Source organism: Paraburkholderia sediminicola (assembly GCF_046026675.1).
Taxonomy (GTDB): domain Bacteria; phylum Pseudomonadota; class Gammaproteobacteria; order Burkholderiales; family Burkholderiaceae; genus Paraburkholderia; species Paraburkholderia sediminicola_F.
This window is the reverse complement of sequence record NZ_JAQQEY010000001.1, coordinates 1,492,662-1,515,748: the sequence shown is the minus strand read 5'-3', so window position 1 is coordinate 1,515,748 and position 23,087 is coordinate 1,492,662. Positions and strand designations below refer to the sequence as shown.

22 protein-coding genes and 1 pseudogene are annotated in these 23,087 nt (G+C 60.0%); 8 read left to right on the top strand and 15 right to left on the bottom strand.

The features are described 5' to 3' along the window. Positions 1-172: 172 nt before the first annotated feature. The 7 genes from PQQ86_RS06515 to PQQ86_RS06485 form a co-directional block, all read right to left on the bottom strand. On the bottom strand, positions 173-1,765 hold the full coding sequence (locus PQQ86_RS06515) for a carboxylesterase/lipase family protein (RefSeq protein ID WP_408265425.1): 1,593 nt from the start codon (positions 1,763-1,765) through the stop codon (positions 173-175). Between the two features lie 120 nt (positions 1,766-1,885). Beyond that, positions 1,886-3,001, bottom strand: coding sequence for a porin (locus PQQ86_RS06510; RefSeq protein WP_408265424.1), 1,116 nt, complete (start codon positions 2,999-3,001; stop codon positions 1,886-1,888). A 122-nt stretch (positions 3,002-3,123) separates the two neighbouring features. Continuing rightward, the gene (locus tag PQQ86_RS06505; RefSeq protein WP_408265423.1) at positions 3,124-4,230 is read right to left on the bottom strand and encodes a hypothetical protein; all 1,107 of its coding nucleotides are present in this window, start codon (positions 4,228-4,230) and stop codon (positions 3,124-3,126) included. Continuing rightward, positions 4,217-5,533 carry an MFS transporter gene (locus PQQ86_RS06500; protein WP_408265422.1) on the bottom strand — a complete coding sequence of 439 codons (1,317 nt, stop codon included), beginning with the start codon at positions 5,531-5,533 and terminating at the stop codon, positions 4,217-4,219. The genes PQQ86_RS06505 and PQQ86_RS06500 overlap by 14 nt, the downstream gene beginning before the upstream one ends. 83 nt (positions 5,534-5,616) lie before the next feature. Then, on the bottom strand, positions 5,617-6,768 hold the full coding sequence (locus tag PQQ86_RS06495) for a DUF5624 domain-containing protein (protein ID WP_408265421.1): 1,152 nt from the start codon (positions 6,766-6,768) through the stop codon (positions 5,617-5,619). 17 nt (positions 6,769-6,785) lie between these two features. After that, positions 6,786-7,664, bottom strand: a complete 879-nt coding sequence (locus PQQ86_RS06490; protein WP_408265420.1) for an amidohydrolase family protein — start codon at positions 7,662-7,664, stop codon at positions 6,786-6,788. A 22-nt stretch (positions 7,665-7,686) separates the two neighbouring features. Next, positions 7,687-8,463, bottom strand: a complete 777-nt coding sequence (locus PQQ86_RS06485) for an HpcH/HpaI aldolase family protein (RefSeq protein WP_093632348.1) — start codon at positions 8,461-8,463, stop codon at positions 7,687-7,689. Positions 8,464-8,561: 98 nt separating this feature from the next. Here PQQ86_RS06485 and PQQ86_RS06480 point away from each other — a divergent pair, with 98 nt between their 5' ends. The 3 genes and pseudogenes from PQQ86_RS06480 to PQQ86_RS06465 all read left to right on the top strand — a co-directional run bounded on the left by PQQ86_RS06480 (position 8,562) and on the right by PQQ86_RS06465 (position 11,657). Next, the gene (locus tag PQQ86_RS06480; protein WP_408265419.1) at positions 8,562-9,449 is read left to right on the top strand and encodes a LysR family transcriptional regulator; all 888 of its coding nucleotides are present in this window, start codon (positions 8,562-8,564) and stop codon (positions 9,447-9,449) included. 252 nt (positions 9,450-9,701) lie between these two features. Further along, positions 9,702-10,121, top strand: a pseudogene (locus tag PQQ86_RS06475) (GGDEF domain-containing protein); the annotation flags it as partial. A 369-nt stretch (positions 10,122-10,490) separates the two neighbouring features. Beyond that, entirely contained in the window at positions 10,491-11,657 is a 1,167-nt protein-coding gene (locus tag PQQ86_RS06465) for a patatin-like phospholipase family protein (RefSeq protein WP_408270135.1), read from the top strand. 76 nt (positions 11,658-11,733) lie between these two features. Here the strand turns inward: PQQ86_RS06465 and trpS are convergent, their stop codons facing one another. Continuing rightward, the gene (gene trpS / locus PQQ86_RS06460) at positions 11,734-12,750 is read right to left on the bottom strand and encodes a tryptophan--tRNA ligase (RefSeq protein WP_408265418.1); all 1,017 of its coding nucleotides are present in this window, start codon (positions 12,748-12,750) and stop codon (positions 11,734-11,736) included. A 190-nt stretch (positions 12,751-12,940) separates the two neighbouring features. After that, positions 12,941-13,312 (bottom strand): lysozyme inhibitor LprI family protein, encoded by a 372-nt coding sequence (locus PQQ86_RS06455; RefSeq protein WP_408265417.1) that lies wholly within the window; start codon positions 13,310-13,312, stop codon positions 12,941-12,943. A gap of 236 nt (positions 13,313-13,548) precedes the next feature. Here PQQ86_RS06455 and PQQ86_RS06450 point away from each other — a divergent pair, with 236 nt between their 5' ends. From PQQ86_RS06450 to PQQ86_RS06440, 3 genes are read left to right on the top strand one after another with little or no spacing between them, the layout of a single operon-like run. Then, positions 13,549-13,863 carry a hypothetical protein gene (locus tag PQQ86_RS06450; protein ID WP_408265416.1) on the top strand — a complete coding sequence of 105 codons (315 nt, stop codon included), beginning with the start codon at positions 13,549-13,551 and terminating at the stop codon, positions 13,861-13,863. After that, a complete protein-coding gene (locus PQQ86_RS06445) occupies positions 13,860-14,207 on the top strand; it encodes a hypothetical protein (RefSeq protein ID WP_408265415.1) in 348 nt (115 codons plus the stop codon). The genes PQQ86_RS06450 and PQQ86_RS06445 overlap by 4 nt, the downstream gene beginning before the upstream one ends. After that, positions 14,207-14,425, top strand: a complete 219-nt coding sequence (locus PQQ86_RS06440) for a hypothetical protein (protein ID WP_408265414.1) — start codon at positions 14,207-14,209, stop codon at positions 14,423-14,425. Before PQQ86_RS06445 ends, PQQ86_RS06440 begins: the two co-directional genes overlap by 1 nt. Before the next feature lie 61 nt (positions 14,426-14,486). Here the strand turns inward: PQQ86_RS06440 and PQQ86_RS06435 are convergent, their stop codons facing one another. The 3 genes from PQQ86_RS06435 to PQQ86_RS06425 form a co-directional block, all read right to left on the bottom strand. After that, positions 14,487-15,809, bottom strand: a complete 1,323-nt coding sequence (locus tag PQQ86_RS06435; protein WP_408265413.1) for a TIGR00366 family protein — start codon at positions 15,807-15,809, stop codon at positions 14,487-14,489. A 295-nt stretch (positions 15,810-16,104) separates the two neighbouring features. After that, entirely contained in the window at positions 16,105-16,248 is a 144-nt protein-coding gene (locus PQQ86_RS06430) for a DUF2934 domain-containing protein (protein WP_408270132.1), read from the bottom strand. Positions 16,249-16,385: 137 nt separating this feature from the next. Then, on the bottom strand, positions 16,386-16,745 hold the full coding sequence (locus PQQ86_RS06425; RefSeq protein ID WP_408265412.1) for a superinfection immunity protein: 360 nt from the start codon (positions 16,743-16,745) through the stop codon (positions 16,386-16,388). A 233-nt stretch (positions 16,746-16,978) separates the two neighbouring features. Here PQQ86_RS06425 and PQQ86_RS06420 point away from each other — a divergent pair, with 233 nt between their 5' ends. Beyond that, entirely contained in the window at positions 16,979-17,863 is an 885-nt protein-coding gene (locus PQQ86_RS06420; protein ID WP_408270129.1) for an SDR family oxidoreductase, read from the top strand. 99 nt (positions 17,864-17,962) lie between these two features. After that, positions 17,963-18,661, top strand: coding sequence for an SDR family NAD(P)-dependent oxidoreductase (locus PQQ86_RS06415; RefSeq protein WP_408265411.1), 699 nt, complete (start codon positions 17,963-17,965; stop codon positions 18,659-18,661). A 118-nt stretch (positions 18,662-18,779) separates the two neighbouring features. Here the strand turns inward: PQQ86_RS06415 and PQQ86_RS06410 are convergent, their stop codons facing one another. The 3 genes from PQQ86_RS06410 to PQQ86_RS06400 form a co-directional block, all read right to left on the bottom strand. Next, positions 18,780-20,192 carry an aspartate ammonia-lyase gene (locus PQQ86_RS06410; RefSeq protein WP_408265410.1) on the bottom strand — a complete coding sequence of 471 codons (1,413 nt, stop codon included), beginning with the start codon at positions 20,190-20,192 and terminating at the stop codon, positions 18,780-18,782. Beyond that, positions 20,185-21,168 (bottom strand): LysR family transcriptional regulator, encoded by a 984-nt coding sequence (locus tag PQQ86_RS06405; RefSeq protein ID WP_408265409.1) that lies wholly within the window; start codon positions 21,166-21,168, stop codon positions 20,185-20,187. The genes PQQ86_RS06410 and PQQ86_RS06405 overlap by 8 nt, the downstream gene beginning before the upstream one ends. A gap of 66 nt (positions 21,169-21,234) precedes the next feature. After that, complete coding sequence (locus tag PQQ86_RS06400) at positions 21,235-22,632, bottom strand: MFS transporter (protein WP_408265408.1); 1,398 nt, start codon at positions 22,630-22,632, stop codon at positions 21,235-21,237. Positions 22,633-23,087 lie beyond the last annotated feature (455 nt).

The following is a 23,087-nucleotide window of genomic DNA, read 5'->3' as shown; positions in this document are numbered from 1 at the left end:
CGATTCATTGCGATACGAATGAATCTAGCGACCTGGATACGGAATCGCAAACAAGCTTTTGTGGAATGGTTTTCGGAGAACGGATCAAACCGTAAGCAGTGTTGGCGCTGCCCGTGGTGCATCCGCGTAGTGCACTCATGGGCAGCGTCTTTCCTGCCGAGTCCTGAAGATGCTACAGGCCGTGCGACGGCGCCTCGCCGTACCAGTAGCTGCACTGATGCGCGGTGTACGCATCGTAAGTGTTCGAAACCGGATAGCCGAAGTCGAGCGTTTGCCGGGTCGCCGACGTGTACAACGGCCAGTTCGCCACCGTACTGCCTGAATTCGGATTGCCGGTATGCGCGAAACCTGCAAGCGCGGTTGTCATCGCCGTGGACAGGCTTGCCTGGTTTGCCGTCGGGCTCGTGATCAGTTGCCACCAGTAGTCGAGATCCGACGAGTGAAAGGCGCCGTAATTCATGGTGGTGGGCGGCAGCAATGAAATCAGGCTGTGTACGCTGTAGGGCGCGGGATCCGAAAAGCGGTACACGTAAGCCGCTGGCGAATACTTCGCGAGGTTGTCGGCGTCCTGCATTTCGCTGCAGGTGAACAGGTAGTCGCCGGCGGCTTTGGCCAACGCCTCGCTCGGCGACGTGAACTGGCTCGCCGGATAGAGCGCCGCGGTGGCGGCGCCGGGCACGTCGAGGAAATTCTGGATCGCCGCTTCGTAGCCCGCGGATGTGACGGGATTGCCCTGCGCGTCGAATGCAGCCGCGACGAAGTACGTTCCTTCGTCCTCGGTGAAACCGGATATCACCGGCACCCGGTTGTACTGGCCACTGGCAAATGCCACGCTCGTCGAACTCGGCAGTACCTTGCCGTCGATCGTCGCATACCAGGCCACAGGGTTGCCTTGCAGCAAAGCAGACGCCGGTAAATTACGCAGGCAAGCGGCGCTGGTGGTGTCCGTGCAGCCCCAGGTTTTGGCGTAGCCAATGCCGTCTGTTTCGGCCTGCTGCAATGTTTCCTGCTGCCGGCTGAAGCCACCGCTCATGGCGACCGCCTTCGCAAACAGACCCGCCGCACCCGGCGAAGCAAGTTGCACGTACACCGAATGGCCGCCCGCCGAATCGCCGAAGATCGTCACGTTGCCGGGATCGCCGCCGAACGCCGCGATATTTTTCTGCACCCAGGCAAGCGCGGTGGTCTGGTCCATGATGCCGTAGTCGCCCGAGGCGCCGTTGGGATCTTCCGCAGCTAGTGCCGGATGAGCCAGAAAGCCCAGTGCATTGAGACGGTAGTTGATCGTCACCACTATCGCGTTCGCCTTCTGGGCAAGCGCGCTGCCATCCGTCGCGGAACCGGAGCCGACGATGAAACCGCCACCGTGAATCCAGAACAGCACAGGCAACGCCGTGGTGCTTGCGGTGGTGCCGGGAACGTAGACGTTGATGAAGAGACAGTCCTCGCTGCCAGTCGGGGCCGTCGCCGTTCCCTGTACACATGACGAGCCGACGTGCGACGCGTCGTACATGCTCGTCGTGTAGGCCGCGGAAGCTACAGGAGGTTTCCAACGCAGCGCGCCGGTCGGTGGCGCTGCATACCGCAAGCCGAGAAACTCACGCACGCCATTGACGGTGACACCTTTTACCTGTCCTTGCTGGGTCTTGACGACGGTAGGGTCGGCGGGCGCTGTGTCGTGAACACTCCCGCCGCACCCGAGAATGACCAGTGGAATCGCTATTGCAATGAGCCATCGAATGACGCGCGGGTGATAGGTATCCATCCTTGTCTCCTGATCTCCGGAAAGCGCCACCGCCTGACGCTCACTCCGGATCGGGTCCAACTGGCGGTTTGAAATGAACCGCGGGCAATACGCCGCGCCTTCACTGCTGACGCGTGAGGTCTAGAACAGTGTGCGCAGCCCCACCCGCACAGCGGTCGACGATTGACCTGTGCCGACATACACGCCATTGGCAAACACCGGCGCTGCACCGCCGCCGAGGAACACCGGTGCCGCACCACCCGATGCGCGCAGATAAGTCGCGCTCGTATAGACGTCGGTGCGCTTCGACAGCGCGTAGTCGAGCAGGAGCGTGCCGTTCTGCCACTTCTGCGAGCCGAGCTTGCTGTACCAGTAGCCGCCCATCAGCGTCGTGGCGGGGGTGAGTTGGAACACCTCGTTCACTTCATAGGTCGGCATCGAGCCGTTGTCGTGTCCGATGCGGAAGTGCGTATCGGTGAACAGTAGCCGCGTCAGGCTCCTGCCGAAGCGATAGCTGCCGCCCACACCAAAGCTGCTGACGCTGCTCGCCAGCACAGGCGTAGCAGGCAGATCGGGGAAGAACGTGGTACCGGCCTGGCTCGGCCCATTCAGGCCGAGATCATGCGTATCGGTGTACGCAGCGCCAAGGTTTAACGGACCGTTCGAATAACGCAGTCCAAACGCGATCACGCGCCCGGTTCCCGCTGATACGGATTGCGAAGGAAATGCATACAGCGCACCTGCCTGCAATCCCAGGTAGTTCGGCGACGTGTACTTGATAGCATTATTGATGTGCAACGTGCCCGCAAGGTGATCGAAGTCGCCCGGGTGCCACGAGTACTGACCGGCGACCTGCCCCATGGCGAACTGCGTAAGGTTGTCCCAGAAGAAATCGTACTGCTTGCCGAGCGTGAACCGGCCGTACGTCTGATTCTCGATACCCAACCACGCCTGTCGGCTAAACAGCACGCCCGATTGCACCATCGTGCCCGAGTAGAGATTGAAGCCGTTCTCCAGCACGAAGACGACCCGCGTGCCGCCGCCGATATCTTCCACTCCGCGCAGACCCCATCGATTCGACTGGATCGAGCCGTCGTTGGCGACGAAGTTCGAATGGCCGTTCACGTTGCTGAAGTAGGTAATGCCCGCATCGATAATGCCGTACAGCGTCACGCTGCTTTGTGCGTGCGCAACCTGGCTGCTCATGCTCAACGCCAGTACAGCGGATGCGCTTAAGCTCAAGGCAAACTTTTTCATTGCTCGTCTCCAGTGGTTTTATTTTTAAAAGGCAAAACGGTGCCCTCCCTCGCAGGAGGGATATCTGTTCCCTGTCGGGAATGCCCGGCGGGCGGCCGGGCGCTGGGGATGTCAGTTAGGCGCTAACCGTTGAACCGGTATAACGTCGAATCGGTGCGAAAGCGGATCTCTTCACTCAGGCTGTTGCTGACTACCAGATAGCGTTGACCGTCATCGACGAAGCTGGCGGCATCCGTCGCAGCGGACGTCGCGAAGTCGCCCACCAGTTCGAAGCACCCATCGCGCCAGCGGAAAATCTCCGATTGCGGCACGACAACCGGTGCTTTCGGCGTGCCGGTGATAAAGCACACGCGCACCAGATAGCGCCCCTCCTTGCCGTCGATCAGGCACAGTTCGCGCCCGCCCGGGCCACCCAACACTTGCGTCTCGACGAATTGCGCGCCGTCGAATCGATACAGCGTGGTGTGTTTGAGCAGGTTCGCGTGCACCATCCAGAGCGCGCCCTCTGCTTCGAAGAAACGGAACGCGCGGCCGCCGTTTTCCTCGAACGTTTGCAGTGGGACAAACTTCTCGCCGTTCCAGCGATTCACCGACGACCCGCTAACGTGGTCCGCATACGCGAGATAGTGCTCGCCACCGAACGACACGAACGCGAAGTTGTAACCCCACTGTCCGTTGAAAGTCTGGAACGGCACGAAGCGCTCGCCATTCCACTCGAACAGGCGCGATTCGCGAGGATGTTTCGGCTCGACGCCGTCGACCACCACGCCTTGCGACAAGCCGAGGAAATGACGCGAGTCGAACGAAAAAGCCGTCCACTGCTTCGCCCCGAATACCGGAAAGCTTTGCAACGGCACCCATGTGCCGGCGATGCGTTCATACAGCACGGCATCGGTATCGAGATCGTACGGCCCCTTGCCGGTTCGAATGCCCGCTACCGCGAGGAAGCGTCGGCCATCGATTTCGAAGTACTCGAGGTCTTCGCCGCCGGGCAATGGCAACGCTTCGTGCTCGACGAAACGGCCGTCCTGCCAGCGGTAGATCGGTGCTTCGATGTCGCTGTCGCCACCGTTCATGTAAGGCGCCTCACCCGGCACATCGCGTGCGAGTTGCGGTACGCCGAGAAAGGTGCCCTCGTCCGTCGTAAAGACTTCGACTGCGCGCGCGCCGCTGGTCGGCAGCTCCTGCAGCCTGGTGAGCAGACCCGCGCCTAATTCAGTTCTTGCCATGACCCGCCTCTCCCAACTCCGAACCCGTGATCGCAAAAGACGCAGCCGGCGTGACCGCGCCACTCTCTGTTTCACGCGGCCGCAGCACATTGGCGAGACCAATGCCGAGCGCCGCGCCTACGGCGAGGATCGCCGCCAGCATGAAAAGTGCTTCGAATGACAGATGCTGCGACAGCAGGATGCCGCCGACCACCGGCCCGACAATCGAACCGATGCGTCCGATCGCCAGCGTCCAGCCGACACCGGCCGCCCGCACGTTAGCGGGAAAGAGATAGCTGGCAATCGCCGGAAACGTCAATTGCCCGCCGACCAGAAACCCGCCGACGGCAAACAGCATCGCAAGCGCGACATTGCCCGCACCGATGATCTGGCCTAACGCCACCGTCAACACCGCACCGCCCAGAAACGAAATCGCCACTGGCACGAACGGCCCGCGCTTGCTGACCAGGGTCGAAATCACCAGCGCTCCGCCGATCGCGCCGAAATTGAGTACGACCGAACCGAGCGCCGCGCGTCCCGGTTCGACACCATTCATGTTGAGAATGGTCGGCATGAAGCTGACCAGGAAGCCCGACAGGATCATGCTCGACAACACGCCGAACCACAGCGCCAGCGTCGCCGGGAGCCGGCCACCGGCGAACACGCCGCCGATCACGTTCAGACCGCGCGCCGCATGCAACCGCGCAGCCACCCGTTCGGCGCGGCTGACGGTTTGCGCCGGAATCACGAGAAGCACCGGAATCATCGCGAGCAAGGCGAATGTGCCGCCCATCAGGAACACGAACGACCAGCCGAAGCGCACCATCAACGCCGCAGTGATCGCGCCGCCCACCACCGCGCCGAGCGGAAAACCGATGAACATCAGAATCACCAGCGAAGAGCGGCGTTGTGGCGAACTGCTCTCAGCGGTGATCGCCGCCACCGGCGGAATGGCGCCGCCCATGCCGAGGCCGCCGATAAACCGGAGCGCGGCCAGCATCGTTGCCGACGTGGAAAAGGCACAGCCCAGCGTGAAAATTCCGGTTACGGCGAGCGCCAGCAGCAGCATCGGCCGTCGACCGAAGCGGTCCGCCAGCGGACCGACGATCAGCGAGCCAAGCACCGTGCCGATGAAGCCGGCGCCGAACACGCGGCCCAATGTGGCGTGATCGATCTGCAACGACTTCGCCAGCAAGGGCGCGACAAACGACAACATCAGTGTGTCGAAGCCGTCGATCATCGACACCGCGAAGCACACCAGCGTGATGCGCAGCACGTTGCTGAGCGGCGGACCCGCCGGCGGCTCTTGTGCAAGTGAATTCATGAAGCCTGTCTCCTTCGTCAAGGGCATTTTGTTATGGCCCGCGCGGCTGCCCTTACGCGCGGGTATGGGTCCGGCGTCCGTCGTTACGACTGCACGGCGCTCGGAAAAGTCACATTCGTAAAACCAGGAATCGCAACCTTTTGCGGCTGATTGCCGTTGCTGTACAACTGATCGACGATGTAATCGGCGACGCAGTTCGACAACAGTTGCGTCGGATCCTCCATGATGCGGCGCAGGCGCGCCGTGGTCGCATCGCGGTCGTCGATCGAGGTGATGGGTGGCATGCCGCCTGCTGGCACCGGATCGAAGTGAAACGGCCGCTGCCCGGGAAACAATGCGCGCGCGACATCGATACTCGAGCGAGTGTTGAGCCACAACGCCCGATAGGTGCGCTCCAGTTCCGCCATGCCCGCGGCGTCCGGCAATTCGGCGACCGAGAACGACGGCGCATGCGGTGCGATGAGCACGCGTTCCGGCAACAGCACGCGATCCGACGCGCACCACACCAGATAGCATATGTTGTTCGACGCCCAGCTCACACCGGCGGTCGGCCTGCCCGACTGTCCGCTGACGAGGAACATCAGACGGTTCCAGTCGATTGCCTGCGCGCGAAACCAGTTGCCGATGCGGTAGACGATGTCGAGAAACGCCAGCCCGAAGGTCGCGAACATCACGTCGTTCATCGGCACGGGGAACGCACTCGTTGACGGCGCGGCGAAGTACTCTTCGTTCAGACGTGCGAAGCTCAGCAACGAGTGGTCTTTCTCGATCCGATCGAGCAGATCGATCGTCACGCTGCAGGTGTAGTCGACCAGATCGGCGATCTTCTGCTCGTGGCCCGCAAAGCTGGCGACCGCGACTTGATCGCGCCACAATTCCAACGAGTTAGCCGCGCGGGTTGCCTCGGCATGACTACGCAGGTTCGACGCGTCGCGCTGCCACGCGTTGTCGTGCGGCGACAGTTCACGCATTCGCGCCAGGTAAGCGAGCGCCAGCGGCAAATGCGATACCGCCGTCAACTCGATGAAGCCACGCGTCGATTTACGAAAACTCTCGATCGACGGTGCGCGCCCTGCGCCGGGAAACAGCACGATATCGCTGCCGGTCGACACCAGCATCGGATCGTCCGCCTGCTGCTGCGCCATCTGCTGCGTCAGATGTATGCCAATGCTCTGCGGGTCCGACGTGAACGCGCGAAAGAGACCGGCAAACGCTGCGTTGGGTTGGTAGGACATAGTGGGTGTGGATTGCCTCAGTAGTCGAACAAGCGTGCGGGATTGTCAGACAGAATCATCTTGTGCACCGCCGGATCGTCGGTCCATGCGCCGAGCAGATTCAGCAATTCGCCGGTGTCGCGCGTCGAATCGGGAATGTGCGGCCAGTCCGAACCCCAGATCACTTTTTGCGGTGCCGCCTTGATAATCGCTTCGGCCATCGGCGCCACGGCTTCATAGCCGCGATGTTTGGCGATCCGATACGGCGCACTGAGTTTAAGCCAGCAGTTGCCGTCTTTCAGCAAACTGAGGAGACGGTCGAAATCCGCTTGCGTAAGGCCGTCTTCCTCGAGCATGTAGCCCATATGATCGATGACGAAATCGGTTTGAACGTCAGCGAGAAACGGAATCAGATTGCGCACGACCCAGCCCGGCGCATAGAACTGCACGTGCCAGCCGAGACTTGCGCACAAGCGCGCCATGCGCGTGATGTACTGCTGGATCTCGACGGTCGGCAGGCCGGAACGTGCAAACAGATCAAGACGCACCGCGCGAACGCCGGACTGACGAAAGCTGTCCAGCGTGGCCGCGTCCGTGTTCTCGTCGATCATTACGACGCCGCGTGCGATCGAGCCCGCCACGTGCAGCGCGTCGATCAGACAGCGGTTGTCCGTGCCGTAGAAACTCGGCTGCACGATCACGAAACGCTTCAGGTGCAGCACGCTCATCATCTGCAGATAGTGCGAGAGCTTGCCGTCCGGCAGCGTGTAGTGCGGATGCTCGATCTTCGGATATTTGTCTTCGGAGCCGAATACGTGCATGTGCGCGTCGCAGGCGAGCGGCGGCATCGTGAACGACGGGCGCGACAGGGTTTCATAGTCACGCATCGGCGTGGAAATCAGCGGGGTTTCTGCCATGATCTGAAAGTGGAAGTTCGAATTAAAGTTGACGTGCCTGTTCGACGCGCTCGCGCAGCGCCGCCAGATAAACATCGCTGTCGATGCCGGCAAAGACAAAGGGCGCGGCGCCCTCGCGACGCAATTCATTGAGCGCCTCGCACTCCGGCATGCCGCCTACGATCACCACCTTGCCGTGCCGCTGCGCCGCCGCGATCACCTTGCGGCATGCGGCCACGACTTCGGGATGCGCCGATTCGCCGGTGTGGCCCAGATCGGCGGAGAGATCGTTGCAGCCGAGCGCGAGCACGTCGACGCCTTCGATCGCCGCGATCGCATCGGCCGCTTCGACGCCGGCGCGGCTTTCGATCAGCACCTTGAGCACAGTCGCGTCATTCAGACGCCGGTTGAGTTCGCGAGCGGGAAGTTTTTCGAAGTTGACGTAGGGCAGCGTCGCCAGTTGCGAGCGCTGGCCGAGCGGCGGAAAGCGCGTGGCAATCACCGCATCGCGCGCCTGTTCGGCGGTCTCCACACGCGGCACGATGATGCCGAGCGCGCCGCCGTCCAGCACGCGGTTGATCGTGCCGTAATCGCGTTCCGGCACGCGCACCCAGGGCATCAGGCCGAGGTCGACCGCGCATGAGCACAGTTGCGACACGGTATCGACCGGCAGCGAGCTGTGCTCCATATCCACCCAGATCGTGTCGTAGCCGGCCGCTTTGGCCCAGCGGACCGCATCCGTTGTGCGCGAGGCGCGAATTCCCAGCGCAATGATCTTGTGTCGCGCTCGCAGGCGTTCGACCAGTTCCGCACCGTTCATGCTGTCTCCGTCGTTTGAGTAAGTGGAAAACAGTATCGCCCGGGAAACAGTTTTGATTTATTCTCCAAATCAAGCTTATTGATTTACAGAGCAAATCAATGAATATCCGTCATCTGGAATTTTTCGTGGTGCTGGCGCAGGAGCTGCACTTTCGGCGCAGCGCCGAGCGGCTGGGCATCACGCAGGCGCCGTTGAGTCTTGCGATCCAGTCGCTGGAGACAGAACTGGGCGCGCGGCTCTTTCACCGCACGCGCCGCTCGGTCGCGCTGACCGAGGCGGGCCTGGCGTTGCTGGACGACGCACGGGCGATCCTCGCGCGGATCGAACATGCGAAGGAAAGCGTCTGGGAGACCGTCAGCGGCGACGTCGGGCGTTTGCGAGTGGGCTTTACCAACGCTTCGACGCTGTCACCGTTTTTCCCCAAGCTGATTCACGCGTACCGGACGCAGCGTCCGAAGGTCAACATCACGCTGCTGGAGTTGTCGTCGTCGCGGCAGATCGAGGCGATCGAGCAGCGCGAAATCGACGTCGGATTGTTGCGGATGCCCGAAAGCGTGCCCCCTACCGATCTGGTGTTCACGCCGCTGATGGAAGAGCCGCTCGTGCTCGCCATGCATGCGCGGCATCGGCTCGCCAAAGCCTCGTCGATCAAGGTGAAGGATCTGCGCGACGAACCGTTCATCGCCTATCCGCGGCAAGCGGGGGTCGCGGTCCACGAAAAGATTATCGCGTTGTGTGCGAAGCGCGGCTTCGAACCTCAGGTGGTGCAGGAGGCCCAGCAGGCTTCCACCCTGATCGGGCTGACCGCAACCGGGCTCGGCATTGCGCTCGTGCCCTCGACGCTGCAGACCATCGCGGTGCCGGGGGTTGTGTTCCGAGAGCTGGACGAGACGGACACTATCACCACGCTGTACATCGCTCACCGCCATGGCGACGCGAACGCCCGCGCGATGCAGTTTGTGGAGTTGGCGCTGGGGCTTCGGTAGGTTGGCGACAGAGTTCACCTGACTTCACCTGACGCGTGACAACAGATTGTGCGCATCATTCTGGCAGGCCGTGCGGTGGTCGGGGCCATCGTATCCGGGCACTGCCGGCTTACCACCCGATTATCGGGGCCGATCTGTAGGACAATAGGTTCCGACCGGCTGCGACGCTCCACCGGGCGTTACCGGGCAAGCATCGACGCGGTCCGTGGCAAGCTCGCCTCCCTTGCCGACGCCAGTCTGAATCTGTTGAGCATGGTTCAGTTCACTCTTGGCTGGTATGTCGCACGGGTTTTCAGCATGCTGGTGCCCGGCGTGCTGGTATGCGTGCTGGTCTGGGAAGTGACCGTGCTCTACCGCGAATTGTCGGAGGCGCACGCTTCCCTGCTGCATACGTCCACACGCGACGCCCTGACGCGCGTTTATAACCGTAGCTATTTTGACGATCAGTTTCGCAGGGAATTCGACCGTGCGACGCGCAACGGTCAGCCGCTCTCGCCCGTCATGGTCGATGTCGACAATTTCAAGGATTACAACGACGCCTTTGGTCATCTACGCGGCGACGCCTGCCTTGGTGCAATTGCGAAGGCGCTGGCAGGAACAGCACGTCGGTCGAGCGATTTCGTCGCCCGTTACGGCGGCGAAGAGTTTGCGGTGGTGTTACCTGACACCGGATCGGAAGAAGCATCGGTTATTGCCGAGCAGGCCCGGCTAGCCGTCATGCAGCTGGGCCTGACGGCGCCGATACCTGGCGGCCAGGTCCACCATCAGTGCCGGGTGCGCGACGAACGAGCAGAACACGCTGAGCACGCCCAATGCACTCGTTCAGGCGGCGGACGCGGCGCTCTACGACGCGAAACGCGCAGGGCGCAATCGGGTCCAGTCCGTCACGCCCAGACAATAAAGCTTGATGCCTTTCAGGCAACAGAATTCTTAAGCCGCCCGCAAACTCCCACTACAGTAACAAGGGAAAACCGCAGCGCCAGGCCAACCCCACCCGTGGCAAAATCAGCGGCACCGCGGGATTTGTCCGGGAGACCTGCAATGGGCGACAAGACGCACGGCAAACGCAAGGCTAACGCGGCAAGCCAATCGGAGGCCGCACCGGATATTCCCGGACAGGTTGTGCTTGTCTTTCAGGGAGGCGGTGCTCTCGGCGCGTACCAGGCTGGTGTCTATCAGGCGATGCATGACCGCAAGGTCAAACCCGACTGGGTGATCGGCACGTCGATCGGGGCGATAAACGGCGCGATCATCGCGGGCAATCTGCCGGAGAACCGCATTGCGCGATTAACCCAGTTCTGGAACGGTGTGGCGCGCCGTGGTGCAGATGCGGCAAGCTGGCTGTTGCCAGGACTCGCCAACTGGTCGCGCGATCTGGCAATCGTCACGCAAGGTGTGCCGTCGTTCTTCACGCCGCAACCCGGGTCATGGGCGAATATTCAGGCGCGCGTTGGACCGGAGCGGGCGGCATTCTATTCGACAGAACCGCTGCGTGAAACCCTGTCTTCGCTGATCGACTTCGACTACCTGAATCGCAAGGCGACGCGGCTGACGGTTGGCACGGTCAATGTCTGCAGCGGACGGATGCGGTATTTCACCAATCGCGACGCGCCGATGGATGTCGAGCACGTGATGGCATCCGCCGCTTTTCCACCCGGCTTCCCTTCGGTGCGACTGGAAGGCGAATCGTACTGGGATGGCGGCATCTATTCGAACACGCCGCTAGAAGCCGTGCTCGATGATCGGCCGCGCTGCAGCTCGGTGATTTTTTCGGTGCAGCTGTGGCCGTCAAGCGGTCCGGAGCCCGAGTCCATCTTGCAGGTCATGAGCCGGCAGCGCGATATTCAGTATTCGAGTCGCGCCGAAAGCCATCTCGATCGACAGAAGCAGATTCACCGGCTGCGGCACGTGATTCGCGAACTCAGTCAGTACGTGCCTGAAGAGAAACGCGATACGCCGGAGGTGCAGGCGCTCCTCGGCTGGGGCTGCGGCACGACGATGCAAGTATTGGAACTCGACGCGCCGGCCTTCGATAACGACGATTTGAACAGGGATATCGATTTTTCGTCGAGTGGCATCGAGCGACGCTGGGCCGTGGGTTATGAAGACACGATCCGCTTGCTGGAGCGTGCCCCCTGGCGCGAAACACTGGACCCTATGGAGGGTATCTCAGTGTTTCGGATGGGGTCGGTGGATGGTCAGAAATAACGTGCGACATCCGTTGTTACGGACATTCGGATAGAGCAATGAAATTTGCGGTCAGCACAATGGTGTCGGGTAGCGCTCAGTTCTGAAAGTAATTCAAACCGAGCGCACCCTTCACCTCTGACACCGTCGCACCCGCCACTTCCCGCGCGCGCATGGTCCCGCGACGCAGAACGTTCAGCACCTCCGCGCGGTCGGTCGCCAACTCGCGGCGGCGTTCCCGAATGGGTGCGAGCATCGCCTGCAGCCGATCGTTGAGTGCGCGCTTGACCACACTGTCGCCCAGACCGCCACGGCGGTAATGCGCTTTGAGTTCGTCGACCATCGGTACGTCCGGCTCGAACGCATCCAGAAACGCGAACACAACATTGCCTTCAACCTGGCCCGGGTCGTTGACGCGCAGATGGTTAGGGTCGGTGTACATGTTGTTCACGGCCTTGGTGATTTCGTCCGGGCTCGCGCCCAGCGTAATGGCGTTGCCCAGGGACTTGCTCATCTTGGTTTTTCCATCGATACCCGGCAGCCGCGCGACGTGCGAGAGCACCGCTTCGCATTCGACCAGCACCTGCCTGTCGACCGTGCTGTTGAAACGGCGCACCAGTTCGTTGGTTTGTTCAATCATCGGCAACTGGTCGTCACCGACAGGCACGCGCGTCGCCTTGAACGCTGTGATGTCGGCGGCCTGGCTGACCGGATACGTCAGGAAGCCGGCGGGGATATCCCGCTCGAAACCGCGGAGCACGATTTCCGCCTTGATGGTCGGATTGCGTTCGAGGCGCGCAACGGTCACGAGATTGAGCAGATACTGAGTCAGTTCCGCAAGCTCCGGCACCTGCGACTGGATGACGATAGTTGATTTGGCAGGGTCGATACCGACGGCCAGATAGTCCAGCGCGACTTCGATTACGTTGTCGGTCACCTTCTGGTGCCGGCCGACGTTGTCCGTCATCGCCTGCGCATCGGCGAGAAGCAAAAACTGCTGCGCTTCGTTTTGAAGCTGCACGCGGGTGCGCAGCGAGCCGATGTAGTGACCGAGGTGCAAGGGACCGGTTGTGCGGTCACCGGTAAGGATAACGGGTTGTTTCGCGTGTGACATGGTGAGCTCAGTGTTTTGGGGACACCACCAGTCATGCGCGCAAAAAAGATAATGCCGCCAGGACTGGCGGCATCACGTTATAGATGTACGTGTGAAAACGGGCCGCCTGGGTCAGGCGTGCCACCAACAATACAGGTTCAGCGAGGTCGGATTCGTTTTCATAAAGTGAGTATAGCGCAGCACGCTGCTTCTAGAATGGCCCACGGCTAGCCAGGTGGGCGTACTCGTCCTTTAGCGTCTGAATCCGCGACCGATATGCGGTAAGCAGGCAAGCCTGGTTCGCACCGCACTTCTTCCTCGCGCTCAACCAGGACTGTTGCTCGTCCCCCATGTCGCCGCGAGTACCCATGGCAACAAGACCCGTCAGCATCTGGTAGCGCACAGACATCTCGACGTCCAGTTCGCTCAATTGCCGGGATGCGCATATCGCCTTTTCGTCCGGCAGACGCGCGCGATTGCAGTCGAAGCTCGCCGCTGAAGCGGAGACTGAGCCGGCAGTAATCGCTACCAGCAGCGTTAGGCGCAAGTGATGACCAATGCTGTGATTAGGTTGTTTATTCATCGTCGTTCATGACATGACTGAACACATTGCTCAGTTCGGTTGGTTGAACTCAAACTCGCGAGCCAATCCCGGGCTCTCAGGCTTTTGCAGCAGCACATGTGAAGGTAACCCAATTTGCACAGATGCCACAGAGCGGTAGCGGTGGACACGGCGCACGAAAAACCTGTATATTTGTACAGTACTGCGCAAGCGCAATTTCACAGCAACGAACTGGCACTTTTAATCGGGGGTGGCTCATGGATGCACGCGTTCGCAGGCCCGTCCATCCCATGCCTGAGATGGCCGCCTTCATCGCTGAATTGCGCTCAGCCTTTGGTGACAAGGCGATTGACGATGCAGTCAGCCGCGGAAAATCTGGGGAGCCGGCCTTCTATGCCTGCGAAAACGGCAACGCTGTGGGTACAGCAAGTCCAGTGAACGACAATGTCTGGCGCGTCAACACTGACATACGGGACCGGCATTATTGTCCCGGCTGCGATGGCGGCTGCGTCGGGCAGGAGGTTGGTTGCAAAGAGTGGCTGCAACGGAAAGCAGGCAAGGAGAAAGCGTGAAAAGTATTGGATTGGCCGTACTGTTGGCGACGCTCACGCCGGCCGTGTACGCGGTTGGCTACACTGAAGTCTGGAATCCGCCGGAGGCCCGTGCAACCGCTCCCCATAGGGTCGGCGCTGCACGCAAGCTCGCGGTTCATCGACCCGTCGTTGCTCACGCGGTGAATGTGCATGCGCGGCGCACGCCGACATCCGCACCCAGGCTCCTGGCGAAGCAAAGCCACGTGCAGAAGACCGCGCCGACAGACGAGCCCGATATGTCGGAGATTCCGCGCCAGTTCACGCCTGAGGGAAACGTGCTTCGGGTTGATTCTCGTGGCATGTCGGCTGAGGTCATTCGCTGATGGAATTGGAGAGCTACAACGGCTACAGCGTGTGGGGGCACGCCATCCTGCAGCAGGAAGGCATTCTCCAGCCGGAACGGTACGCAGCAAGCGGCACCATCACTCGAAACAACAAGCTCGTTGAAGCATCCGGCGTCCTTGGCCATTTCGATACCGAAGAGCAAGCCCAGCACGCCGGACTTGACTGGGCCCGAGCGTGGGTCGATAGCCACGGGTAGACGTACGGTGGGCGGTGTGGCGGTGCGCCTCACGTCGAGGCGGACCGCCTTTTGTTAGAAGTTAGAACAGGTACATGCCGGCCACAAAAATAACGCCTGAGAACAGAAGTGCCGTCACGCAGTAGCCCATGATGTCACGAACGCCTAACCCTGCAATAGCGAGCGCCGGAAGAGCCCAGAACGGTTGCGCCATATTTGTCCAGGCCTCGCCGTAAGCAATCGCCATCGCAGATTTGCCAAGGTCCGCGCCGAGCGCTTGCGCGGCCGGCATAACAAATGGGCCCTGCACGACCCAATGACCACCACCGGATGGCACGGCAAAGTTGATCAGTGCCGAGCTGAGGAATGCGAGCAACGGGAACGTGTGGACGTTGGCGATATCAACGAACCACTTCGTGATGACGCCCGCCAGGCCCGAGTGGTCCATCAGCGCCTGGATACCGGCATAAAACGGAAACTGGATCATGATGCCGGACGCGCCCTTCGCTGCCGCCGCTACCGCGCGTGCATACGCCATGGGGGTCTTGTGAAGAACGATGCCCGCTGCGAGGAACACCAGGTTAACGGTGTCGATATCCAGTACGAACCCTTTGTTGATGAACCGGATGACCAGAAAGACGGCGCAGAGTGCTGCCACGAGGATGGCCAGTACACGGCTTTCTTCCATTCGCTCAGCGAACGTCGCGTCGGGCGCAAGCTTGCGCTCTACACTCGGCGGATCCTGCAATAAGGCCGGGTCTACGGTGACCACGTCTTCGGGTTTCGGCATCATGAGTCTTGCCAGAATTGGCAAAAGAATAATGAGGCCGATGGTGATAAACGCGTTGTAGCCCGTAAAGATGGTGTGCGAAACCGGAATCAGACCGACTGTCTTCTCCATCGGATTGCCCTTGGTGGCAGCGACGAGCGGCACAGAGCCAGACAAGCCACCATGCCAGGTCAGGAAACCCATGTAGGCGCTCGCCACGAGCAGCCGGTAGTCGGTTCCCTTGACACGTCGGGCGACCTCTCGTGCAAGCATCGCGCCCAGAACGAGACCGAATCCCCAATTGATGGCGCAGGCAACAGCGCCGACAAACGCCACCAACATCACGCCTTGGCCGGGCGTCCGGGCAGAGCTCGCTAGCGCGACAAGCACTCGCTTGACGGGTCCCGAGCTAGCCAGTGCATGTCCCGTCACAAGAATCATCGCCATCTGCATCGAAAATGCGAGCAGGTTCCAGAATCCGGAGCCCCACAGCATCACGAGGTCGGCAGGTGCTTTCGGCGTCAAACCAAGCGCGAGCGCGAAGGTAACGCCGGTAAGCAAAATGGCAAAAATCAGGGGATCGGGCAATACCCGATGCACCACCTGAGTGAAAAAAGCGGAGATACGCTGAATCAATTGTCTACTCCTCGTCACCTTTATAGATGCGGCCAACTGTCCTTGTTATGGGCGGCAAACCGTATGGACCTTAAGTCGCGCGCGCCGATTTTTGCACACAACGAAAAATCCTGCGTCGAGGAACGCAATTGCTTTTGCAGTCGTTGAGAAGGCGGACGCGGAGAGTGACTATGCGTTAGCACTCAAGCCCAATCGCAGCGCTAAACGCAGTGCAGACAAATGTCAGTGAGACTAGCCCGTCGGCTATTTACGCGGGACCTCCGCTTAGGAGCGCTAGTCACACCGAACTAACATCTCAATCCGATTCTGCCAGCGCGCTATCTGCGCCTAGCTGTTGTCGTGCCTTTGCCCAATATTCCTGGGACCGCCCTTCGGGACTTCCCTCTTTCTCCCACAGATAGAACGCAAGCGTACGAACTTGCTCCTCGGTAACAGGCATATTCATTTCAATCTCCAGAAAAATTTCCTCAATTGACTCGAGCGTTGACGCCCCGGTCAATCAACAAGCCGGACGCAATACAGCGCCCAGCTCTCGAATGTCAGAACCGTCCATTCACGCCCGGCCCACGACGCCGACTAACCTCTGTGCTGGTAACGGCTGCTCGCTGCAATGCGCGCCACTACCGGCACCAAACGCGGGTTGAATAAGGGAATAGAGCCAGCACGACCTTCAGCGCGAGCAACTATTGCATCAATAGTGACCCGTGCAACCGCGCGTTGTGCCCGCCTCGCGAACTGCTTCAGACGACGATCGCTGACCGGATGCCGCGCCCATATCAACGCTGCGAACCAACCGATAACGGTCCATCCGAGCAGGATGTTCACCATGGTCACCGCAAAGGCGTCTTCGCGGTCTCTAGCGTCTGCAATCATTGCGGGCACCAGATACAGCATCAGCGCACCCAGAAACACCGCACCTTCGATAACCTTCATCATTTCTTCACCTCGCTACAGTCTCGATAGGAGTTTAGATCTGGCCTATCTTTTTTCTAGACCGATAGCGTGAAATCACAATTGCAAAATGCCAGACAATGCCGCTCGCTCCCGCCCTTCGCGGGTTCGCGGGAATCCCTATGCTGAAGGAGGTTTGCGACGCGTAGGCTGCAGTGCCCCTCTACGCGCCAAAGACTGCAGAAGCGTATGCTGCTGTAAATCATCAGGAGACGACCATGAGCCTTGCTGGCAAGACACTATTCATGTCCGGTGGCAGTCGCGGTATCGGACTCGCGATTGCACTCAGAGCCGCACGCGACGGCGCGAATATCGTGATTTGCGCCAAGACCGCGGAGCCAGACCCACGTCTCGAGGGTACGATTCACACGGCGGCGGCGGCTGTTGAAGCTGCCGGCGGCAAGGCGCTCCCGCTGGTTGTGGATATTCGCGACGAAGAACGCGTGAAAGCGGCAGTCGCCGAGGCCGTTGCTTTGTTCGGCGGCATCGATATCCTCGTGAACAATGCCAGCGCCATTCGATTGACTGGCACGCTGGACACACCCGTCAAACGGTACGACCTGATGCATGGAGTCAATGGCAGAGGCACGTTCGTATGCGCGCAAGCGTGCCTGCCGCACCTTCTCAATGCGTCGAACCCGCACATCCTCACGCTGTCACCCCCATTGGTCCAGGACGCAAAATGGTTCAGCGACTTTCCGGCATACACCATTGCCAAATACACGATGAGCCTGTTCACATTAGCGCTTGCCGGAGAGTTCAAAGATCGGGGTGTCGCCGTCAATTCGCTATGGCCTCGAACAGCTATCGCGACCGCGGCTGTGCAAAATGAGATCGGCGGCAAGGACATGATTGCTGCATGTCGCACGCCTGAAATAGTCGCCGACGCGGCCCACTACATCCTCACGCGCCCGGCCAAAGAGTGCACAGGAAACTTCTTCCTCGACGACGAAGTTCTGCTGGCCGCCGGTGTGCGCGACTTTGCCCAGTACGACGTGCAGGCCGGGGCTGCATTGCAAGCGGATTTCTTCGTTGAGGCGTTGCCGGGCATGTTGCCGGCAGACAATATGACGAAGCGTGCATCCCGCAAACCACCCCGCTAAAAAGTCGGGGTGGGCGGATACGGATGCAGTCACACACGCTGGAATTGCTAACTTCGTTCATACGTAGCAGCGCCAGTCCCTGTTGAATCTGGAGGAACCGTGAGTCGAACTGAGACAGCTTTGATTGTGGGCGCAGGAAAGGGATTGAGTGCTTCGCTCGCGCGACTGTTTGCGGCAGAGGGCATGCAGGTCGCGCTCGCGGCCCGCGATACCAGCAAGCTGACGGAACTCGTCAGGGAAACGGGCGCTCTCCCCTTACGTTGCGACGCCAGTCAACCGGACGATGTCACCGCACTTTTTGACCGCGTAGAGGACGCATTCGGCGCACCCGACCTCGTTGTGTACAACGCGAGCGGCCGCTACCGCGCGGCAATCGAAGACATCGATCCAGAGAAACTTGAGGAAGCGCTTAAAGTGACCGCCGTCGGTGGCCTTCTTGTAGCCCAGGCCGCAGCCATTCGAATGCTGGCGCGTGGCAGCGGCACCATCCTTCTGACCGGCGCTACTGCGAGCGTGAAGGGGCTACCTGGTTCGACGCCATTTGCGATGGGTAAATTTGCGTTGCGAGGGATGGCCCAGTGTATGGCGCGAGAACTCGCTCCGAAAAATATCCATGTCGCGCATTTCGTCATCGACGGCGGCATCGCGAGCAGCCGTCCTCAAGCGGACGATGCCGGCAAAGACGACAAATGGTTGGACCCTGACGCCATCGCCGCAGAATACCTCCATATCCATCGCCAGCATCGTAGTGCGTGGACGTGGGAGGTTGAGCTGCGACCCTGGGTAGAGAAGTTTTAGCGCGTCTTGTCTTTCGACCGCAGTTCAGTGGCTCGTCATGTGCTGGCATACTGTCGTTCATACAGAGGCAGATCCGGAACGGCTCCAGATCTGCTCGCGCCTTGCTCTCAGCGAACGCTTACGCGTCGAACACGGGATACGACGCGTTGCGGATTGCCGCGATGGTGTCGTCCTTGGAAAGCACTCCGGACTCGTCCAGAATCGAGATCAAAGAGCGGCCTTCGGCCACGGATTGACGCGCAAGTTTGCTTACTCGGGTGTAGCCAATCTTCGGAACCAGTGCCGTGGCAACGGCCATAGATTCCATCAAATGTTGCTCGTTGCGCGCAACATCTGCCTTGATGCCCTGGACGCACTTCTGCGAGAAACGCTGAATGCCGTTTGTGAGTAGCGCAATGCTGTCGAAAACGCGCGACGCGACCACGGGCTCAAAATGGTTGATTTCCAGTTCGCCGTACTGCACTGCCTGCGCAACGGCAACGTCATTTCCAACAACCGCAAAACTCAGCTGAATCATCGCCATCGGCAGGACAGGGTTGACCTTACCCGGCATGATGGACGACCCGGCTTGCGCTTCCGGCAGTCTCAGCTCTCCGAGGCCGCCGACAGGACCCGAGGACAGGACCGTCAGGTCAGATGCGATCTTGGCGAGGGATACAGCACAGGTACGAAGCTCAGCTGAAACGCGCGAGAACACATCCATGTTCTGCATTGCATCGAACGAATTCGCCGGCGCCTCGTATTCCACACCGGTGATGCTGCAAAGGTGCATATACACGGCGGCACGATAACCCGCGGGAGCACCAAAGCCGGTGCCAATCGCCGTGCCTCCCAGAGGAAGTGTTCGGAGCTTGTCGCGGACCGCCACGAGTTCCTCTGCCAAACGGGCTGTCAGAGATGCGTAGCCTCCGAATAGTTGACCCAGGCGCATCGGCTGGGCGTCCTGCAGGCAGGTGCGGCCCAGATGCAGCACGTCAGCGAACTCGGTGGCTTTGCTATCAAAGAGCGCTGCAAGCTGCGTGACCTCTTTGATCAACGGTTCGAGCATGGCGTATGTCGCAATTTTCAACGCTGCCGGATAGGCGTCGTTGGTGGATTGAGACTGATTGACGTGGTCATTCGGATGAATCACTGCATAGTTTCCGGCAGCGTGACCCAATAACTGCTGGGCGCGATTGGCGATGACCTCGTTGAAGTTCATATTGGTGGACGTCCCGCCCGACCCTTCCATCAGGTCGACCACGAACGAAGAATCGAAGTGCCCCTCAATGACTTCCTGGCACGCTTTGACGATAGCCTCACATTGCTCCTGGGTGAGTCCCTCGTTGTCGCGGTTGGCCAAAGCTGCCGCCCACTTGACCTGGGCGAAAGCGTCTCGGAACTGCGGGAAGTAAGCGATATTCAGGGATGAAACCGTGAGGTTCTCAACGCCGCGAACCGTGTTGACGCCATACAGCCTGTCAGCTGGAATGGTGACCTCGCCGACATAGTCACGTTCAACTCGCTGTTCACCTTGAGTAAGCTTATTCATAAGAATTCCTTTCGCCAACGGTAATAAGTTTCTCTATTTCTCCGCCGAGGGCTTTCAGCCTCGGCATGAAGGAGGTTTCAATTACTTCGCGCGCTGTCTCGCACGCGTCATCAAAAAAAGCGTTGTATTCGTCCCGGCGCGCTACCAGATAAAGAGAGCGCTCGAGACCCAACTTTTCAACCACATGGGTTGCAACGTTGCCCGCATGCGTGACACCCTGAAGAAAACACATCGGCGACGTGATGGCCCATCCGATTCCTTCCGCAACCATCGAGGTCAAAGCATCGGCATTGTCCAGTTCAAGCCGGTTCGGAAGCCGTACTTCAATCCGCCGCAAATACCGCTCAATTTGCATTCCAACCTGTGATGTGCGATTGAACCGGACGATGGGTAAGCTGCTGCCAAGCGCTCGTACATCCTCGATGGTTCGCACAGGCTTTCTTAGCTCCTTCGGCGTGATGACAAAGTAGCGTTCCGAAAAAAGTCGGTGCCGAACCACATCATTGGCGTCAGCCAACGGGTCGCTCGTGACGATCAGGTCCAGGTCACGGCGCAGCAGCGCTTCACCCTGCTGGGGACTCAAGCCGGTACGTATCGACAACTGCGAAACTTTCCCCAGCAGGTTCTTGGTGAAAACTGAACCGCAAGTCGACGCAAACGAATCGACCAGTCCGATGCGCAAATCCGGTTTGATGCCTCGTCCGGCTTCGACAACCTGTGCCTTCAGATTGGCAATCTCTTCGCTTAACACGGCGCCCCGATTCCGAAGTGCGATGCCAAAGGGTGTTAGCGCCAGCGGCCGGGTCGTGCGGTTCACCAGCACGACGCCCAGGTCTTCTTCGAGTTGCCGAATGATTTGCGACACGCCTGATTGCGATATGCCCAGCCTGGTTGCCGCCGAAGACATGCTCCCCGCTTCCGCGACGGCAACAAAAACTTGTACCGCATGCATATCAATTGGTTTGTTCGGCGACATGGCGTGTCCTGATGAAAGCGTACTGGCTTATGTTCACGCGTCCGGGCCACTGCCTTCCAAAGGGCATCAGATGCGTGGCTTGCTGCTACCCAACGCTGAGGCAGCAATGGATGCGTCATGTCGGTCGTCAGCTATCGGTTGGTCATCGGCTGCGGCATCGGGCTTTACGTCCGAGAGGCTTTCGCCACCTGTTTCGGGCGCCAGCATATGACAGAAGCCTCCGCCGAAAAGCAGCACCGCAACACAGACACCCAATGAAGCGTGAATGCCGGCGTGCTGAACGGCGAGCGGCAGCAGAAACGTGCTGATGGCTGAACCGAAGCGGCTTGAGGCGACCGCCAGACCGACGCCAGATGCGCGAAGGTGCGTCGGGAAGAGTTCGGGCGGGTAGACGAATTCGAGGTTCGCGGCAGCGGAGAGAATGCATGCGAACAGGCCGAACGCCAGCATCGTGCCGATGGGTCCAAAGCTGGCATAGGCGAGCACAGCCAAAGCAAGGGCCGCAAGGTAGAAGGTCCCGATGAGGAACGTGCGACGGGAGAGCTTGTCGATGAGCAACAGGCCAATCACTGCGCCGGCAAAGAGCAGGATGTTGTAGACGAGGCCGCCCACGAACTTGTCTTTTACTTGCAGCGCCTCAAGAACCTTCGGCGAAAACGTGCCCAACGCAAAGTAAGGAATGACCTGGCACGTGTAGAAGACGCAACCAACGATGGTGTTCTTACGCCAACGCGGCGAGAACAGCTCCGACCAGGCGCCGCGATGCTGTTGGGACGCGCCAGTCGGCTTCGAAAGCATGACGTCAGGGCCGAACTTGCGATGGATGATCGCAAGCGCTTCGTCGCCACGTCCACGTTTCATGAGCCACATCGGCGATTCCGGCACGATGAGGCGGAACGGAAGAATCAGCAGGGCCGGAATTCCGCTCGCGGCAAGCATGAGCCGCCATGCGTCAGGGCCGATGTCCCGCATGGCGAAGCCCGCAAGATAGGCACCGACATACCCCGCTGCCCACGCCGCAGCGAGCACGCTAAGCAGACGTCCACGATAGCGGCGCGGCGAGTACTCCGTGACAAGCGATTTGCTGACCACATAGTCGGCGCCGAGGATGAACCCGAGCACGAGGCGCAAAACCAGCAACTGTTCGGGTGACGTCACGAAATACTGAGCGGCGGAGACAACCGCGAAGAGCAGCATGTCGAACGCAAAAATCGTCCGGCGGCCGTACTTGTCCGCAATCGGGCCTGCCAGCATGCTGCCGAAGAAGAGCCCCGCCAGCGACGCCGCCCCAAGCAGCCCCATCCAGACGGCATTGAGATGTAACGGACCGGCAGCCATGCTGACGGCAATGCCGATAATCCCCAGCACGAAACCATCGCTGAACTGCCCGCCTGTTCCGCTGAAAGCCACCCCTATGTGAAAGGGGCGGAGCGGTAAATCCTCCAGCAACACCTGTTTGTTCACAATCGTCTCCTGTCTCTCGTTCTGGTGCTCAGTCCGGCTGCACCTTGGAAACCAGTTTACGGCGACGACTTCAAGAAATCAGCAGGTCACAAGTCAGTATCACTAACTCTAATACTATGCCGTAATGGAACTGAATCTGCGACTTGCAGATAGCTCGAGCGCCTGGCGCGCATAACCTGGCAACTTCTCGCCTGACACGAAGCAGGGACGAAAAACAGGGACGAAAAAAAAGGCGTCACGTTTCCGTGACGCCTTAAAAAGTTCTAGCCATTCCGAGGGCCGTGCTAGAACCTGAGAGACGGTATTCGAAAGTTGGACGGGCGCGCGATGTTGAACGCCGGACTCGAGACAAACACTGCGTGGACTGCGACGGGAGACTGTTAGAGGTACTCGACCAGACACTCCGCGGACCACGGCTGGTTCAGAATTTCAAAATGCAGAACCTGAAACCGTCT